The organism is Paraburkholderia sp. MM5477-R1 (genome assembly GCF_050436385.1).
GTDB lineage: Bacteria > Pseudomonadota > Gammaproteobacteria > Burkholderiales > Burkholderiaceae > Paraburkholderia > Paraburkholderia tuberum.
This window is the reverse complement of record NZ_JBNDMC010000006.1, coordinates 1,448,444-1,465,624: the sequence shown is the minus strand read 5'-3', so window position 1 is coordinate 1,465,624 and position 17,181 is coordinate 1,448,444. Positions and strand designations below refer to the sequence as shown.

Here is a 17,181-nt window from a genome sequence, read left to right as displayed (position 1 = left end):
AAGGCACATATCCCACACGGGTCGAGAAGTAGTCGACCGGCTACAGTAGGACCGGGCGCAGGTGGTACTGCAGAAAGCTTTGATCTGACGACTCGGTATGCGCGGTTTGGGTCACTGCAGCTGCGTGTTTCGCTTCGTCCCGAGTTCATGAACAAGCACATCTGGCATCCCTCGCCGATGTCGATGCCCCCGGGCGTCAGACCGTTAATCCGTGGACACTCCAAACCGCGAGCTTGGTTCGCCTTCGGGACGGATTCAAAGGAGCCGGCAGTTCCGATCTTACCGGTCAATACGGGAATCCGTTTAGGATCTCCGATGCGGTCGACGTGAATCGTCGCTTTATGACATATGCGCTGACTATTTTCATAATTGGACTTCGCCGGACTGGTCATCGACATACGCCCCGCGGAAGTCAAGTTCCCAACGGCCGAAGTCATCTCCCTCGGTCGAAGAGGCGTCCGCCGCGGTGCCAACCACTGCCGCTGCTCGTAGGAACGAATTGGACGTGCATGCCTTAGGCACAAACTGGACGTGACTGTCGCTATAGCTTTCGCGCAATTCGTTCCGCTATTGGAGGTAGTTTTTGGTGGGCTGGTTTGGATATACGATACGCGACGGCGATCGGAATCCGTCGACCCAAGCCTTGGTTCGGACTGGTCGTTGAGCAAATCGCGCATCCACCTGCTGAATAGGGGTTCCGGTCTGTCGACAGAGTATTCTTGGGTCATGAGTGGTCCCTCATCTCAGGTCATCTAGCTCGATTGAGCAACTTGGCAGTGTGATCTTTAACCTGTGTCGAGTGGTTTTGAAGCTCATCAGATTCCCGGAGAGGCCAGCCTGGATGATTTGGTCGACAGCAACGGGCGCAGGATCGGACCAGTAGGTCACGTCCAAATTTGGATCATCGTAGGAAAGCAGGATGCACGGAACATACGATAGGCTTAGTGCCTTGGCGCAAAAATGGCGATGATGGCCATCCATAATAACAAGATGGCGGTGTTCGGCCAAAATGGGCTCGGTCCACCGCCCGCTTTCGGCGATCATTTTGGTTAGCGTGCTTGCACGGCCGGGATTAATGTTCTCGCTTGGTCGAAGTTGCGTCACAGGCACTTTGACTACGGCGTAACTAGAGATTAATTTTGCGGACGACAATGGCTTCACCTCGGTTAGTAATGTGTTCGCGGATAAACGGCTGCATGTATCGTGCCATATTGAAAGATCTGATAATCAGCATCGCTGGTGTAGCGTTGGGCCGGTACCGCTATGGAGTCGCATGGATGGCAGTATTCGACCGATGCACTCCGTAAGCAGCTCGCGTTCGTTTGGGACACGCAGTGCATCCGCTCGTATCTGTGGCGCGAAACGGCATCGCCATCCGGGTTGATCGCCAGCGTTGTCGGGATGATTGTCGAACAGCCGCCACGTCCTCTGTCTGCTTCGTCGTATTTGCGACGTTACGGAGCCCAGCCTGGGTTTCCTGCTAGCCGTTCGGTACATGGCGCGCCTTTTGCTGCTCTCAACCTATTGAAGCGTGCCGTGGCGACCGGTCACCGACTCTCGTCCGGGCGAGACGCGGCCGATTCACGTCTTAAAGCGTCGCGGCGCGCCCAAAGCGAGGGAGTACGTCGCCGCGCAGAATGCGGAAACCGGCAAGCAATTGGATATCGCAGGGGTTGCTCCACGGGACTTTGAAGAGGAGATTGGTTTGATGCATTGTGGTGTGGTTTCTATGCTTTGCCACCGTCCTATGGGGCTTGAGCGTTTCGCTTGCTTCGAGCTCTGTTACTCACGGCGTCCGAGCTGTCCGATGGTTACTTGGTCGCGTGATTCGACGGTAGGCATTTGGCTTAACGAAAGATTACTTTCCAAGGCGCAAAACTGCACCACTTTCGCATTCGGCACGGTGCGACCGCTTTACAGATTACCCATTGTGGAGCTATTTTTGATTGATGCTTGCTTTATAAGCGAATGGAATCGAAAACTCTTTCGGAAAAGCATGATCGCCTATGTTCTGACTTTAATAGTGAATAAGCTTACTCGGGAAAAGAAATGCCTAATGAAAATCTAGTGCACAATCTGGAGGATTTTGAAAATCCTCGAATCGTTGAGTTAAGCGACAACGTATCTTGCGCCAGTTTTTTCTTGATGAAACTTTTCCCAGCACGGTTCATGCTCGAATGGGCCGCGGAGCAGGAACTATGGAAGCCGAGCACCACCATATGCGAGTCTCCTTCTCGTACTTTCGGTCTGGCGCCGGCGATGTTGGCTGAGAAATATGGTTACAAACTCGTATTGATAAGCGACTGGACGATTGATCCACATCTTAAAAGGCGCCTTATTGAGGGTGCGCATGTAGACATTGTCGATGAACCGGCGACCCGCGGGCGACTTCTGCAGGTTCGGTTAAACATGCTAGCCCAGTATCTGAAGGAGCTCCCCGACAGATTTTGGCCGTCACAATACTCCAACTCTGCGAATTCACTCGCTAATAGGAAATTCGCGGACTTGCTAATCGACAGAGTGAGAAAGTTTGACTGTTTGATAGTTGCCGTTGAATCAGATTGGTCAATGTGCGCTACTGCTAGCTTTATAAGAGAACGATTCCATAAATTGCATGCTATTGGTATAGATACTCCAAATTCTGTTTTGTTTGGGCAGCCCGGTGGAGATCTAGAGGATGACAGCGGGCTGGGCGGCGAAATCGTGCCTTCCAGCTTAGATCACCGTCAGTTTGATGAGGATCATTGGCTGACGTCCGCAGAGGTGCTTGATGCAACTCGTCGATTGCATCGTGAACACGCTTTATTTATGGGCCCAACCAGTGGTGCAGCATATAAAGTGGCCGATTCGTGGGCACGTAAGAACCCTGGCAAGAAGGTCTTGGCGATTTTCCCCGACGAGGGAAGCCGCTATTTCGAAACCGTCTACGGCGATGAAAAGAACAGGCTCTCATCCATATGCGGCTGGTCTGAGCTAATTCGGCGAGAACCAACGGTTGTGGTGCCAACAGAGAAATTGAGCGGCTGGTCGTGCTACGCTTGCGGCCGACGAACCCTCGATGAGGTTCTTTCTGGCCTTATTGAAAAGTCGTCTCCGAACTGTAGCGAGTCCCGCCAACAGTCGACGTTCCTGCACGTAGGCAGACGTACTCCAGAGGAAGTGTCTCGAGAGGCTACTACTGCTGTCATCGAAGCAGGTGAAACGAGGCTGATAGCATTATCTCGCTTTGACGGGGGCACCGTCGCCCATCTCGCACTGGAGCATGAGCAAAGTCAGTTTGTGGATCCGTTGTACGTGGTGTTTTCGGAGCTAAAGACCAGCCAAAACCTCGAGTTCGAGCACCCGTTTTCAATTGCGGCCCGGAACGAAATAGTTGGTTTTTTTGTCCTGCGTGAAAAGGCCGCGTTGCCAGATTGGGCACCGTCAAACGTCGTGACGCTGCACAGCCTGCGTATCGGTCGATCATATCAAGGCAATGGATACGGTAAAGCAGCAACCAAATTGGCTGCTCGGTGGATCGCGTCGAACCGACCATCCATCGACCGACTCATGCTTACCGTCAATGCGCGCAACGTGCCAGCCAGAAGCGTCTATCTTAGCTCTGGCTTTCAAGACACAGGCGGTACATATTGCGGCCCAATTGGTATTCAAAACATTCTCGAATATAAGATTGGGTGACAGAATTGTGCGTTATTTCGTCGAATTCGGCGCCCGACAGGTCGCCCGTAGCAGAAGAGACATGTTAAATGGACGAGTCTTCAGTAAATGTTGAAATTCTAATTGGTTTGCCGCGTGAAGTGCCACGTCATATCGATTCGACCGAGCGCTTCATTCTTCCTGCGTGGTTGACTAGATGTTCCGAATGGAGTGGCCCATCTTGACCGCACTCGTGGTCAATATTGCGTATTATGGGGGATCGCTGAATGCCTAGGACGACGATAGCTGGGACGTTGCACGAAAGGATTCGAAAAGAGATAAAGGGGCGAGTTACGGAGCATCACTATGAGATGGGAGATCGTTTGCCGTCAGCTTCCGAACTTGCAAAAGAATTTGGCGTAAGTTTGATAACGATAGCACGCGCATTGTACGATCTCCAGTCCGCCGGGGTTGTGGACACGGTGCCCGGGCTTGGAACTTTCGTGCGAGAGAGTCGACGAGTTGTTTTTGATATTGACTTTTTATTTTCTAATTTCAAAGATGAGTCACGATATACTCTTGGGCGATCGGTTACGGCAGTCTCGGTGACACGAGGGAAAATCGCTAATCCGATTTTACGCGAGTTTGACACGCCAAACCAAACTATGCACTGTGTGAGAAGTATGATAGCGGTCGACGGAATGCCGATCATTCATGACGTTCTTTACGTGCCACTTTGTTTTGGCGATAAAATAGTTGACGAACTTGAGGGAAAGTCTGTTGGCGAGGTGCTGCGTGGGCAAGGAGTACAGTTCGACGAGGTGAGATTGCTTGTAGACGCATGGCCTGCGTCGGATGAGGCGAAAGTTACATTCGGAATCTCTGACGGATTCCCGACCCTCCGACGCGCATATCAGCTAATGACAGCCAACCCGTCGCTCTCGTTCTTTGGAGTCTCGGAATCCCCGTTTGATCGTCTGGCATTTAGTGTCTCCAACAAAACTAATCGAGGAATCTCAAGCAGATGATGGCGCAAGCGAATGAGATCAATTCCACGTGGGTATCGAGACTTCGCTTGAACCGGATATGCAGCTTGCCGAAACCGACCTGCCAACAACGAGGGTAGTCGTAGTCCTTGTCGGCATGGACATTATCAGGGACGTTGTCTCGACCGAACGCGTATGACCGGGACAGCATTTTGGCGGCATGACCGGAAATTTTCAAGCTAGTTGTCGCCTCAACGAACAAATTTCAGGCGGCCTTTCTATCCTGGTTAGGGCGTTGCGGAGCGACACCGTGGTGGTCAATCTATCCGGGTTCAGATGCACGGCATCTACATGCTCTGCCGGCTGCGGTACGCCACGCGTCGCGGACGGCAGGAGGCATGGTATATCTTCGAGCGCGCAAGGCACTCGTGGAGAGCCCTGCTGCCAGTCGATTGCAGGAGAACCCATTGACGAAGCAGTCGGTGCATTGGTCGCCGTCATGGTGACTCCGGCCGCGGTTGAGTTGGCCTGGAGATCCGCAGAGCGATTGAAATTCGGCATAACGAAGCAGACCGATTACGCGTGCGGGCCGTCGAACGTGCCCAGTACTCGGCAGATCTGGCACAACGACGATTCATGCTCGTTGACCCGAATAACCGTCTGGTCGCCGATACGCTCGAGCACGAATGGAACGACAAGCTACGCACATTGGCCAACGCCAGAGAGGAAAGAGAGCGTAGCCAGCAGCAAGATCGTCTCGCACGCGACGATGCAATCCGTGAGCGACTCATCGCTATGATAACCGACTTCAAAACACTCTGGCGTGACCAGTCACTACCGAACCGTGAACGCAAGCGGCTACTCGCTCATATTATCGAGGACGTTACACTGGTCAAACTTCCGCAGGAAGGAACCACCCGGATTCAGGTCCGCTTTAAGGCCCGCAGGACTGAAACCCTGACGGCACAGAATCCCAAGTCCTCAGCGCAACAGGTCAAGACACGGCCCGAGGTCCTGGAACTCATCGACGAGCTTCTCGACAGCCACACATGCTCCGAGATTGCGGACATCGTCAACAATCAAGGCATTCGTCCTAGCGGTTGCGTCAGGCCGGGCAAGTCCGACATCCGCTTTACCGCGCTGCGCGTCTCATATGTCGCTCAGCGAAACGGGCTCCGCTCCTTTGTGGCCACAGTCACATTTGTGCCCCGGGGAAAGCATGGCTTCACCTTCAGGCGTCTATACGGTCAGGGTCGGCTTGTAATTACCCACATCCGCATCGAAAAACCTGGTACCCTGGAATACGTCAAGACCGGGATATTTAAAGGATGGCCGGTAGCGGTAGCCGACAGACGAAGGATCGTGCCTGGATCGAGCGGGAAATTAACGCCAGCGAGTTCCGGGATGATCGGTTGCGCAAGCGTTTCGGAGTACTTCTGGAACAGCTTTGGGATAGCATGGGCCAAAGCATTCCGTTTGCTTGCCAGGACTGGGCCTCAACGAAGGCTGCCTACCGGTTCCTCTCGAATGAACGCGTGAACGAACGGGATATCCTGTCAGGCCATTTCGCAGCGACTGCGGATCGATTCAAGGTGAGCGGAGGCACCACGCTTGTTTTGCGGGATACGACAATATTTTCCTACAAGCGGGAGCGCCCCGAGCTTGTCGGTTACACGGGCAAAGCGACAATGCGAACCGGGTACAAGGGAAACGGATTGCAGAATTCGCTGACCCAATCCGGCATCCTGATGCATTCCAGCCTGGCGGTAACCATCGAAGGTTTACCACTGGGTCTGACCGCCATAAAATTCTGGATACGGAGCAAGTTCAAAGGCTGTACGGCGCTCAAGCGTCACGTCAACGCTACGCGCGTACCGATTGAGCAAAGGAAAGCTACCGCTGGCTCGAGAACATGCGCGAGTCGAGCGCGCTGCTGGGCGAGCCCGGGCGCTGTATCCATGTGGGTGATCGGGAAAGCGAAATCTACGAACTGTTCTGCACGGCGCACGATCTCGGCACACACTTCCTTGTGCGCACATGTGTAGATCGCCTGGCAGGCGATGGTCAGCATACGATCGACGCAGAGATGCGTAACGGAAGAGTCAAGGGTCTACATCGCGTTGAGCTTCGCGACGCGAACGGCGCGCGACTGGTGGTCGATCTGGAGCTTCGCTATCAGCGCATGACGGTGCTACCGCCCATTGGCAAGCAGAGCCGTTATCCGACGCTGCAGCTTTCGGTCATTCACGCTCGGGAGCGTAACGCTCCGGGCACGCGTGCCCCCGATAGAATGGAAGCTGATTACGGATTTGCCAGTAAGCTCGCGTGCACAGGCCGTGGAAAAGCTCGACTGGTAATCCATGCGCTGGAAGATCGAGACGTTCCACAAGATCCTGAAGTCGGGGTGCAAGGCCGAAGAAGCACGGCTACGTACGGCAGACCGGCTGGCCAACCTCATCTCCGTACTCTGCATCCTGAGTTGGCGCATCTTCTGGCTCACGATGGTCAGCCGCGCAGTTCCGCATGCCCAGCCAGAAGCCGCATTCACGAAAACGGAAATTGAGTTGCTGAATCGCCTGGTACAGGAATCAGCCCACACCGCACGTGCACCACCGCTCGTGCGCAACGTGTTCAAGCTCGCCCAGCTTGGCGGCTATCTGGCGCGCGCCAGCGATCCTCCGCCTGGCAACACGGTGTGGCGAGGTATGCGACGGCTGACGGACATTCAACTCGGTTACGAACTCGCAATGAAAAGAAGTGGGTAATTACAAGCAGGGTCGGACGGTTACGAACTGTCCGAATTCTCGGCGCCACCTCTCACGCCCAAGATCGTCGTTTGTGTCCGCTCAGCCTCTGCCGCACCCTGCGCTGGTCGCTCACTGCATCCTCGCGGGCGCGAACCAGGTCGCGGATGGCTTCATCCTGCAGTTCGGAAATGGCAACCGGCACAAGTTCGCCTGCTCGAGCAAAATTTGTCACCCATTTCATCCACTTACTGTAAAAAGCATTTCACAACATATCCACGTTGTAGATGAAAGGCATCAAAACAATCGATTTTACAAATAAATCTTTGTATTGCACAGTGAAACCCGTCGTTGCGGAAATGGGAATCGAAGTTGATTGAGCGAATACTTCATATTTGTAAACCTAAGTAGTACGACAGATTTAGGCATGTCTCCATGATGCTCACACTTTTGGATGTATCTCTCGACACGCCACCTAAGCTTACCGAAACCGTGCCCGTCGCGGCCTTCCGGATGGGACGATCGACTGCGGAGCGGCTTACTGGCTCGATAATTGAACGAAACGGGCCAGAGCTGTGAAGGTCGTCGATTGCGTATCCGAGGTGCACGACCAGTGCCACGATCGCGCCGGACGTCGCGACGTCTATTTGACGTTTGACGACGGTTCTAATCCACTTTGCACACCGGACGCCCTCGATGTGCCGGCAGAACACCGGGTGCCAGCAACGTTCTGCGTCATCGGCGCGTACGTAGAGGACCAGCCGAAGCTGATCCAGCGAGTGATCGACGAGGGACACGAGATTGCCAATCACACGATGACTCATCCAGATTTGTCCAGATGCGAACCTGATGAAGTACGAGCCAAATATTGGACGAGAACAGGATCATCAGGATGGCGTGTCCCCAGGCCGCAGTTCGGCATATGCGTGCCCCTTACGGAATATGGACGGACGAAGTGGTCGCTGAAGTGGCAAAGGCGGGGCTGGCGGCTCTTGACTGGTCGGTAGGCCCGCGTGACTGGTCTCGCCCCGGCGTCGATGCGATTGTCAGCGCGGTGCTGGCCTCTGTCCGGCCTGGCGCAATTGTGCTCTTGCACGACTGAAGTCCTCCCGGCGAGTCAGGACGGTGCTGTCATGCTGGGCTGCGCGACCAGACCTTCATGGCGCGCTTTCCCGCCCGATTCCAGAACTGCATGACTGCGGATTTGTAATCAGCTCGCTACCCCAACCACACTGAACAAACCGACATCTATGAATGCCATTGCCACAATCAGCACTGCCCCGGTTTTATTGTATGCACTACTCTCGACTGTTTACAAAAGCGCACAGGCCCTCCATGGCCTACCCACGAGTGCTCCGCCGAAGTCGCCCAATGCCGCCGACTCCAACTTTCTGCCGGACGTGGACGTCATCGTGCCGTGCTTTAACGAGCAACCGCACACACTCTCGGCGTGCCTGGAGTCCATTGCAAACCAGGACTACGCCGGAAAACTGCGGGTCTATGTGGTTGATGATGGTTCTGCGAATCTCGACGCCGTGAGGCCGGTATACGATGCGTACACACGCGACCCGAGATTCAACTTCATTACGCTTCCCCAAAATATGGGAAAGCGCAAGGCACAGATCGCCGCGATACGCTCTTCATCCGGGGAACTGGTACTCAACGTCGACTCGGACACGACGCTGGCGCCCGATGTCGTCAAGAAGCTCGTATTGACAATGCGAGACGCGACGATAGGCGCCGCCATGGGGCAGTTGACGGCCAGCAACCGGAGCGACACCTGGTTGACCCGTCTGATCGATATGGAGTACTGGTTGGCTTGCAACGAAGAGCGCGCCGCACAGGCTCGCTTCGGCGCTGTTATGTGCTGCTCCGGTCCATGTGCTATGTACCGCCGGTCCGCGCTCCTTTTGCTGCTAGATCAGTACGAGACACAGTTTTTTCGCGGGAAGCCGAGCGACTTCGGTGAGGACCGTCATCTAACGATTCTCATGCTGACGGCAGGTTATCGGACCGAGTACGTTCCGGACGCCATTGCGGCGACAGTCGTTCCGGACAAACTGGGGGCGTATCTGCGCCAACAATTGCGCTGGGCGCGCAGTACTTATCGGGACACGTTGCTTTCGCTGCGCCTTCTGCCCTGTCTCGATCGTTACCTTACGCTGGACGTGATCGGACTGAATCTGGGCTCGCTATTTCTCGCCTTATCGCTTCTAGCGGGGCTCGCGCAGCTCGCATTGACAGCGACAGTGCCGTGGTGGACTGCCCTGATAATCGCATCATCGACCATGATCCGCTGCAGCGTGGCATCGGTTCGCGCTCGCCAGATTCGATTTCTTGGCTTTTCTCTTCACACACCCATTAACCTCTTTCTCTTGCTCCCGCTGAAAGCCTATGCGCTGTGCACATTGAGCAATAGCGATTGGCTGTCCCGTGGCTCTTCAGGCAACGTATCGAACGTTCGAGAAAAACAGCCCGATACTCCGGATCCGGTTACGAAGCCGAACATGACTTCAGCGTCAAGAGTTGCGACTCCGCACCGTCGACCGGATCACGCGTGTGAGTCCTCAACGTTAGCAACGTCTGACGAAGCATTCGATGGCAATTAGTTAATCGTACGTATAGATCTCGAGTATTGCGCCAACCCAGAACCGCGCACCATCGGCAGCGGCCCGCTTGAGTGCGATCGTCTCACGCAATGGCTCAATTGGCGCCTTCCCAAGGCGAGTGCATTCACCGGAGTCCTGGTACTCCATTGTGAGTAACTATTCCGCAGCAGGTAAGGATCTTCTATCGGACAGGGCGTTTTCAATCGGGCCGCGGCAGCAGAACGGCTTCTTTTTCTCCAAGACGAGCGCGTAATTTTCCTTCTTATCCCCATGTCCAAGGCAGCAATCAGCTTCGCTAGCGTAAGGAAGTCATATGGCAACAAGATCGTAGTCGACGGATTATCGTTCAGCGTCGCGCCTGGAGAGTGCTTCGGCCTGCTAGGGCCAAATGGCGCGGGCAAGAGCACGACGGTGCGTATGGTTCTCGGCATGGCGCCGCCCGACGCAGGCAAGATCATCGTGCTCGGGGAGCCAGTGCCGGCTCGCGCTCGCTCGGCACGTATGCGCATTGGCGTAGTGCCGCAATTCGACAACCTCGAGCCCGGGTTCACCGTGCGCGAGAACCTTCTGGTGTTTGGCCGCTACTTTGGCATGAGCACACGTGAAATTGAAGCGGTCGTGCCATCGCTGCTCGAATTCGCCCGCCTCGAAAGCAAGGTCAATGCGCGCGTCACCGAGCTATCCGGCGGCATGAAGCGGCGGCTAATGCTGGCTCGCGCGCTGATCAACGATCCACAGTTGTTGGTCATGGACGAGCCAACAACGGGTCTCGACCCGCATGCTCGCCACCTGATCTGGGAACGGCTGCGTTCCCTGCTGGCGCGCGGCACCACGATCCTCTTGACCACCCATTTCATGGAAGAGGCCGAGCGGTTGTGCGACCGACTGTGTGTGCTGGCGGAGGGTCGAAAGATCGCCGAAGGCGGGCCTCGCGCGCTGATCGCAGAACAGATCGGGAGCCACGTGATCGAGATCCACGGCGGCAATCCGCATGAGCTGCGCACGTTGATCGCGCCTCACGCGCAGCGTATCGAGGTCAGTGGTGAGACCCTCTTCTGCTATGTGTCCGATCCGGAACGGGTGTGCATACAGTTGCGCGGGCGCGCGGCGCTGCGCCTTTTACAGCGTCCAGCAAATCTCGAGGATGTCTTTTTGCAGCTAACCGGGCGCGGGATGAAGGAGTGTGAACGATGAGAGAGTTGTATGCAGCGGCCCTGCCCGCGAACCTGTGGAACTGGGTTGCAGTGTGGCGCCACAACTATCTGGCATGGAAAAAAGTCGCGTTTGCCTCGATTCTCGGTAACCTTGCCGATCCTATGATTTATCTGTTCGGCCTCGGCTTTGGTTTCGGGATAATGGTAGGTCGCGTCGATGGCGCATCTTATATCGCGTTTCTCGCGGCGGGTATGGTCGCGACGAGCGCAATGACCGCCGCGACCTTCGAAACGATTTACGCAGCTTTCTCTCGCATGCATGTTCAGCGCATGTGGGAAGCGATCCTCTGTACACAGCTCACGCTCGGCGATATCGTTCTCGGTGAACTGGCATGGGCCGCCACCAGGGCTTTTTTTGCCGGCATTGCCGTCATGGTGGTAGCCACCGTGCTGGGTTATGCAGCGTGGTCATCCATTCTCTACGCATCGCCTGCCATCGCCCTGACTGGCCTCGCCTTCGCGAGTCTGGCGATGATCCTCGCGGCGCTTGCACCCAGTCACGATTACTTCGTGTTCTATCAAACGCTCGTTCTCACGCCTATGGTGCTCCTGAGCGGCGTGATCTTCCCGATCAGTAAGCTACCTGCCGTTTTTTGTGACGTAGCGCGCTTCTTACCGCTGGCACATTCCGTCGACCTTATCCGTCCCCCGATGCTCGGACGCCCGGTGAGCTATGTTGCCCTGCATATTGGCGCTCTCTGCATTTTCACGGTGTTGCCGTTCTTCCTGTCAGTGGCGCTGTTACGTCGACGCCTCATGTCTTAATCTGCTATGGCCAGTACGAATGAGTGGGAAAACACCATGTCGTATCAACGCGAACGCTTCGTGCATCCGCGCACGCGACTCATGCGCCGACAATATCCCCGCAGCCCGATATGGCAACGGAAACGAGCCGCGATGTGGGCGAACAGCAGCGCCAGCGCGCTGCTGTTCGCGTACGACCTGTAGTTATGCTCGGCGAGCCACACCTCGTGGTAGCCGAACGTTCGGGCGGCCGGCGCGTTACGCACCGCTTGCGTCAGCGCATCGCGCGCGTCGCCGTCGGGGTTCTCGACGTTGAGGAAAAGGCCGTAGCGTTATGCGGAATCCGACATGGCAGGCCCTCTTGTGGAAAGACCACGTCAAAGGCAAGTTTTGCGCCCACATCTCGCGGCATTTAAAGTCATGACGACGTCAGCCGTGCCTCAGGCAGCAGCGCGACGCTGCGACCACGCCGCGCGGCTGGGCAGGCTGAGCCCGCAACACGCCCGCAATGAAGCTCGTCACGCTCGACGAACGCAAGGCGGACCACGGCGTGCGGTGACGCGCGCACAACCGCCGCAGCGCGACCAGCGAGTCCGGGTCGATCAGATCCAATGGGCACAGCACCCGGTAGGCGCCCGACAGCAAAGCCTCGAAGCCTTCGGCACGGCCATCGTCGTCGATGGTCCCGGTGTGATGAACGAACTCGCCTCCCGCCGCATCCACCAGCGCACGCAGCACGGCGTTGATGCTTGGCCGCCCGCCCACATAAACCCATCGACGCCCGCTCAATGCGCGCGTCAATGCCCGGTCGTCGAGCAGCGCCTGCTCAACCGCGAACAACTCGTGCTGCAGGCTCGCGACATGTGCCAGCGCGCGCTCCAGCGACAGGCTCGCACTGCTGTCGGGAAGGCATGTGCCACGGTTCTGATTCATGACGGGCTGCTCTTCGGATCGCACCGTTACGGCAACGGCAGGCGGCATGGGTCTCATGGCGAGCGCCTCGTGGCATGGCCCGCAAGCCGTTCGCCCGCTGCCGGGGTAAGAAACCAGCTACGCACCGTATGTGTAGCGCGTCCGGCCGGCATGACGAGCGTGCGGCGCCAGCCGATGCTCGGACAGCGCCTCCGCCCAGTCCCAGAAGTCGGCGCGCAGCGCGGGCGGGAAACCGACGTCGTCGAACGCGTGCCAAAGTTGAACCAGCCATGGTTCTCGGCCCTCTTCGTCAAGCAGCAACGGCGGCCCGGAGTCCGCCTGCAGATGCACATGCCGCTCGCCGTAATACAGCAGCCCGCCGCAGGACTCGACCACGAAGTCGGCCACCCGCGACGCGACAGAATCGAAGCGGTGACCGACGCGTGCAAACAGCAGCATAAGTCTGAGCCGCTGCAAGTGGCACAGCGCCAGATCGCGCAACCCCGCTTCGTCGCAGATCGCGAGTAGCCGGCGCGGCGGTTGCGGCAGCGCGGGCACGCAGGCGGGCGGCAATGCCCGGGCGCGCGGCCCTTGCTGCTGCGACTCCGCAACGGGCCATTGCAGCGTCAGGTAGCAGGCCCGGGTGCAGGGTGTACAGCGAGGGCGGGGCCCCGGGGACGCAGCAGATTGGAACGAATCCATAGGTGCGTAAGGTTTGTGGTTCGATTTCTCGGTTGAATGCCTGAATAGATAACGATGAGCACGCTTAAGCAAGTCCCGCGCCTTCTCACTGTGAATCTACCGAAGGAGCCTGGCAAAGCGGACCGGCGACGCACCTGCTCAACGGGGGCGCGGGCCGGGCATTTTGGCCTACTCCGCTCCAAAGCAAAGCGCGTGGTCCGAACAGACGCCACAACTCGGCGCCTTGCAGATGAACAGGCCCTCGCGCTCGCAAAGTTGCTTGTAGAAGAACTTCTTCCACTTCATGTCATGCGTATTCTTCGCGGCCAGCCGCGGAAACCAGTGGCTGATCAATGCGGACAACTCGCGCCGCGACGGCAGAAGCAGGTCTTGCCAAAGGTGGTTTTGCCCGAGGCTCGCGCAGGCCAATGCATGGGCCAGGCAGTTCGCCTCGTCTGCCGGGCCGGCGCGCGGATCGGCATGGTGATTGAGCAACGCCACCAGGTCTTCGAGTTCGTCGTCACGTGGCATCGTGGCGGGCGACAAGACGCACGTAAGACCGAGCGCCGGCCCGGCACCCGGGAACCAGCGCGCGAGCATTCGGCGCGTCTGGTTGGCGTCCAGTCCGGGCATCGGCAGCACATCGACGCCGTAGTGCTCGAACCCGCTCGACAGCACGCCGGCCAGTGCCAGCACGGTGGGATCGCCCGCATCCACCGCGCACGCCATCAGGGTTGCATAGGCGTCCATCGCGGCATCGCTCAGAGAACGGCCGCCGCGTGCGTGTAGCACTTTTTCGGGCAGATCTTCGCGCACGCGGTGCAGCCGACGCACAGTTCCCGATGCACGATAGTCATCACCTTCTTCTCGTACTCGTCGTCGTCTTCGTCGTCGCCGTCCAGTGCGATGTGCGCGCCGTCCTCGTTAAGCCCGACGAGTTGCAGCACGCCGCGCGGACAGACACGGAAACAGCGTCCGCAACCAATGCATTTGTCTTCGTCGAGCCTGTTGACGAAGGTCGGCGTCCAGGTGGCGCCGCTTGGCAGCGTAACGCTGAAGGTATCGCTCATGATGTGGCTCCGTGGCTTCGCTGGTTCAGGCAGCTGCCGCAGCGGCAGCCTTCCGGGCTGCCATCAGCGCGGCGTGGGCGTCATGGCAGCGCTGGGCGACAGCGAGAATGTTCTCCCAGTTGGTCGGGAGTTCCTCTGAGAGGTCGTGCAGGTCCAACTTCGCCCGGGTCGCTTGCGCGTTGAGTTTCTTCAGGTGCGTTTTGAGTTCATCGGCATCGGTGCTTATCGTCTCGGTCCCCTCACGATTCCTTCAGGCGCCGTACTGTGCGACGGCGGGGTACATCCGGATCACCTCGACCGCTTCGTCGAAAAGCTTTGCGCCCGCCTGGGCGAGCTTCTCCAGCGAAGCGAAGCCGAACCGGTGTACGTCGCGCAACTGCTTGTTGACGACAACGAGCCGCCCCGCGATCAACACCATGCGGCCGAAGCCCTCGTGGCTCATCTTCATCATCGGCGAAACCATTTGGCCGGTCTCACGCTCGATCGCCACCGCAATCGCGCTATAGAAAAGCTCGAGCCGCCACAGCGTGTCGGGGTCGGGGTCTCCCATGACCGGAATCGCGCGGCGTTCCTCCGGCGTGTGGATGTACGGCTTGAGCAGTTGCAGGTCGGTCTTTCCGTCCCACACGCCGTGGGTGTCCTGCGCGCGCAACTGCCTGACGAGTTGCTGCACAAACGGTGCGACCAGCAGCAGTTCGTCGCTGGCCTTGGACGGAATTGCGGATGGTTCAGCCATGGGATACCTCATCGTCTTCAAAGTCGTATACACGTTCGCCATCCTTCGCCAACGCCTTGCGCAGCCACGGCGGCGGCGTGCCCTTCAGCACCTGTTGCAACTTGCCGAGAGTCTCCTCGATGGACTCGGGCCGCGGCACCTTGATCGGGTGAATCTTCAGCGCAACCACTCGAGCCGCGGCCGAGCCGCCGATTGCGGCGACGTACAGGATCGCGCAATCCTTGACGGCTTCGAGCTTGGGCGCGAGCTTGTCCTCGTCGCCGTCCTCTTCGAGCTTGTCACCAAAGTCGAACGACTCGACGAACTGGTAGCCGTCCGGTGCGACGTTGTAGGTGACGATGCTCCTCGCCCAGCCAAAATGCGCATCGACGAACTGCCTGTCCTGGGTGGCGAACGCGATCTTCATGCTGTGTGCTCCTTCAGGTGGGTCAAGCACCGGCCGCGACGACAGGAATGTTCCCTTCGCGCGCCGGATCGCGCGCGGCCAGATCGATAGCGGCCTGCGGCAGCGGCCAGTCGCCCGGATCGTGATGCGGAATCTGCTCGATCATCAGGTTGGCGATCTCAAAGATCAGGTTCATCGTGCCGCGGTAGCCGACGTAGCGTCGATGTGCGTTTCCAACCCGGTCGAAGACCGGAAAACCGATCCGGAAGAGCGGCTTTTGCAGGTGCTCGGCCATCTGCCTGCCGTGCGAATGGGTGATCAGCAGGTCGCAGTCCGCCGCGGCGCGCTCCATGTCTTCGAGATCGCCGATCACGACCTGATCAGCGGGCAGCAACGCGTGCGCGCGCGATCGCGTCGTGCTGATGCAGCAGCGCAACTGCGCGCCCATCTCGTGCAGCATGCTGCCGACCGCGAACAGCAGATCGGGCTCTGCGCCGATCGCGACCTTGATGCCTCCAGTGTAGAAATGGCCGTCTAGCATCGCATCGAGCAATTGGCTGCGCTGACGCCGGTATTTCGCGGGAACGGGTCGTCCGGAGCGCTGCGCGAGCAATTGCAGCAGACGATCGTTGGGTTCCAGTCCGGTGAGCCGCCCGAACACTTCGAACGGTGTGCCGGCGATAGCATGCAATGCCTCGGCGCCGTCGCGCGTCTGCTCGCCCACGCCGATCGTAAATGCCGATGCACCCGCGGCCCGGATCTCCGCGAGCGTGGTACCGCCCAGTGTGGTGCCGCGCCAGTCCGGCGCGATATGGCCGTCGAGCGAGCCGGAAATGTCGGGCAGCACAATGACATCGAAGCCGAACGCTTCGATGATCTCGCGCAGTTCGTCGATGTCGCCAGGCGACAGATGGCTGCCGGGCAGCAGCGTCACCTGATTGGCCACCGTTGGCAACGCCTTGACCAGCGCGTTGACGATGCCGGTAATCGCATGCCGGTAGCCGTCTTCGAATGCGCCGACATAGTCGGGGGTCGACACATAGAGGATTTCAGTGTCGTTGAGTTCGGGCTTGCGCTTGCGCACGGTAACGAGATAGCCGTCCACGTCGTCGCCCTCGGTCTCGGTGAGACCTGTTGAACAGATCGCGATGACCTTCGGCGCAGTGCGCTTGCGGATGTTGAGCAGCGCGGCCTCGATGTTCTCGTAGCCGCCGAGCACCGCGGTGACTTCGTCCATGGCTGTCGTCTGCAGCGGGATCGCCTCCCTGAAGTGGCGCACCAGCAGCACGAGGCCGAACGACGTGCAGCCCTGCGAGCCGTGCATCACGGGCATGCAGGCATCGAGCCCAAGGAACGCGAGGCTCGCGCCCAGCGGCTGGCTCATCTTGAGCGGATTGACCGCACAGGCTTTCATAGATTCGACGACATCGGCCATGGCATGTTCTCGAGTTCGGGGGCGTCAGT

Annotated in this window: 17 protein-coding genes; 8 read left to right on the top strand and 9 right to left on the bottom strand. The window is 58.0% G+C overall.

Annotated features, from left to right (window positions below; translation table 11 throughout):
• Positions 1-738: 738 nt before the first annotated feature.
• Positions 739-1,104 carry a ParB N-terminal domain-containing protein gene (locus OKW35_RS25195; protein WP_429553848.1) on the bottom strand — a complete coding sequence of 122 codons (366 nt, stop codon included), beginning with the start codon at positions 1,102-1,104 and terminating at the stop codon, positions 739-741.
• 945 nt (positions 1,105-2,049) lie between these two features.
• Here OKW35_RS25195 and OKW35_RS25190 point away from each other — a divergent pair.
• The 8 genes from OKW35_RS25190 (at position 2,050) to OKW35_RS25155 (ending at position 11,954) form a co-directional block, all read left to right on the top strand.
• Entirely contained in the window at positions 2,050-3,678 is a 1,629-nt protein-coding gene (locus OKW35_RS25190) for a pyridoxal-phosphate dependent enzyme (protein ID WP_429553440.1), read from the top strand.
• Positions 3,679-3,923: 245 nt separating this feature from the next.
• Entirely contained in the window at positions 3,924-4,664 is a 741-nt protein-coding gene (locus tag OKW35_RS25185; protein WP_429553439.1) for a GntR family transcriptional regulator, read from the top strand.
• A 1,286-nt stretch (positions 4,665-5,950) separates the two neighbouring features.
• A complete protein-coding gene (locus OKW35_RS25180) occupies positions 5,951-6,667 on the top strand; it encodes an IS4/Tn5 family transposase DNA-binding protein (protein ID WP_429553438.1) in 717 nt (238 codons plus the stop codon).
• A gap of 315 nt (positions 6,668-6,982) precedes the next feature.
• A complete protein-coding gene (locus OKW35_RS25175) occupies positions 6,983-7,387 on the top strand; it encodes a hypothetical protein (protein WP_429553437.1) in 405 nt (134 codons plus the stop codon).
• 554 nt (positions 7,388-7,941) lie between these two features.
• On the top strand, positions 7,942-8,373 hold the full coding sequence (locus OKW35_RS25170; RefSeq protein WP_429553436.1) for a polysaccharide deacetylase family protein: 432 nt from the start codon (positions 7,942-7,944) through the stop codon (positions 8,371-8,373).
• Positions 8,374-8,616: 243 nt separating this feature from the next.
• Positions 8,617-9,975, top strand: a complete 1,359-nt coding sequence (gene nodC, locus OKW35_RS25165; protein WP_429553435.1) for a chitooligosaccharide synthase NodC — start codon at positions 8,617-8,619, stop codon at positions 9,973-9,975.
• 270 nt (positions 9,976-10,245) lie between these two features.
• Positions 10,246-11,169 carry a nodulation factor ABC transporter ATP-binding protein NodI gene (gene nodI / locus OKW35_RS25160; RefSeq protein WP_429553434.1) on the top strand — a complete coding sequence of 308 codons (924 nt, stop codon included), beginning with the start codon at positions 10,246-10,248 and terminating at the stop codon, positions 11,167-11,169.
• Positions 11,166-11,954 carry an ABC transporter permease gene (locus OKW35_RS25155; RefSeq protein WP_429553433.1) on the top strand — a complete coding sequence of 263 codons (789 nt, stop codon included), beginning with the start codon at positions 11,166-11,168 and terminating at the stop codon, positions 11,952-11,954. Before nodI ends, OKW35_RS25155 begins: the two co-directional genes overlap by 4 nt.
• 408 nt (positions 11,955-12,362) lie before the next feature.
• Here OKW35_RS25155 and OKW35_RS25150 read toward each other — a convergent pair whose 3' ends face one another.
• The 8 genes from OKW35_RS25150 to nifN form a co-directional block, all read right to left on the bottom strand.
• Entirely contained in the window at positions 12,363-12,866 is a 504-nt protein-coding gene (locus OKW35_RS25150) for a hypothetical protein (RefSeq protein WP_429553432.1), read from the bottom strand.
• 117 nt (positions 12,867-12,983) lie between these two features.
• Positions 12,984-13,418: an oxygen-binding protein gene (locus tag OKW35_RS25145; protein WP_429553431.1), complete on the bottom strand. Its 435-nt coding sequence runs from the start codon at positions 13,416-13,418 to the stop codon at positions 12,984-12,986.
• 297 nt (positions 13,419-13,715) lie between these two features.
• The gene (locus OKW35_RS25140) at positions 13,716-14,276 is read right to left on the bottom strand and encodes a nitrogen fixation protein NifQ (protein ID WP_429553430.1); all 561 of its coding nucleotides are present in this window, start codon (positions 14,274-14,276) and stop codon (positions 13,716-13,718) included.
• A gap of 11 nt (positions 14,277-14,287) precedes the next feature.
• A complete protein-coding gene (gene fdxB / locus OKW35_RS25135; RefSeq protein ID WP_429553429.1) occupies positions 14,288-14,596 on the bottom strand; it encodes a ferredoxin III, nif-specific in 309 nt (102 codons plus the stop codon).
• Between the two features lie 25 nt (positions 14,597-14,621).
• Entirely contained in the window at positions 14,622-14,822 is a 201-nt protein-coding gene (locus OKW35_RS25130) for a CCE_0567 family metalloprotein (RefSeq protein ID WP_184053515.1), read from the bottom strand.
• Positions 14,823-14,846: 24 nt separating this feature from the next.
• Positions 14,847-15,332 carry a NifX-associated nitrogen fixation protein gene (locus OKW35_RS25125; RefSeq protein ID WP_429553428.1) on the bottom strand — a complete coding sequence of 162 codons (486 nt, stop codon included), beginning with the start codon at positions 15,330-15,332 and terminating at the stop codon, positions 14,847-14,849.
• Complete coding sequence (gene nifX, locus OKW35_RS25120; RefSeq protein ID WP_429553427.1) at positions 15,325-15,738, bottom strand: nitrogen fixation protein NifX; 414 nt, start codon at positions 15,736-15,738, stop codon at positions 15,325-15,327. Before nifX ends, OKW35_RS25125 begins: the two co-directional genes overlap by 8 nt.
• Positions 15,739-15,760: 22 nt before the next feature.
• Positions 15,761-17,152 carry a nitrogenase iron-molybdenum cofactor biosynthesis protein NifN gene (nifN, locus tag OKW35_RS25115; protein ID WP_429553426.1) on the bottom strand — a complete coding sequence of 464 codons (1,392 nt, stop codon included), beginning with the start codon at positions 17,150-17,152 and terminating at the stop codon, positions 15,761-15,763.
• Between the last annotated feature and the right edge of the window lie 29 nt (positions 17,153-17,181).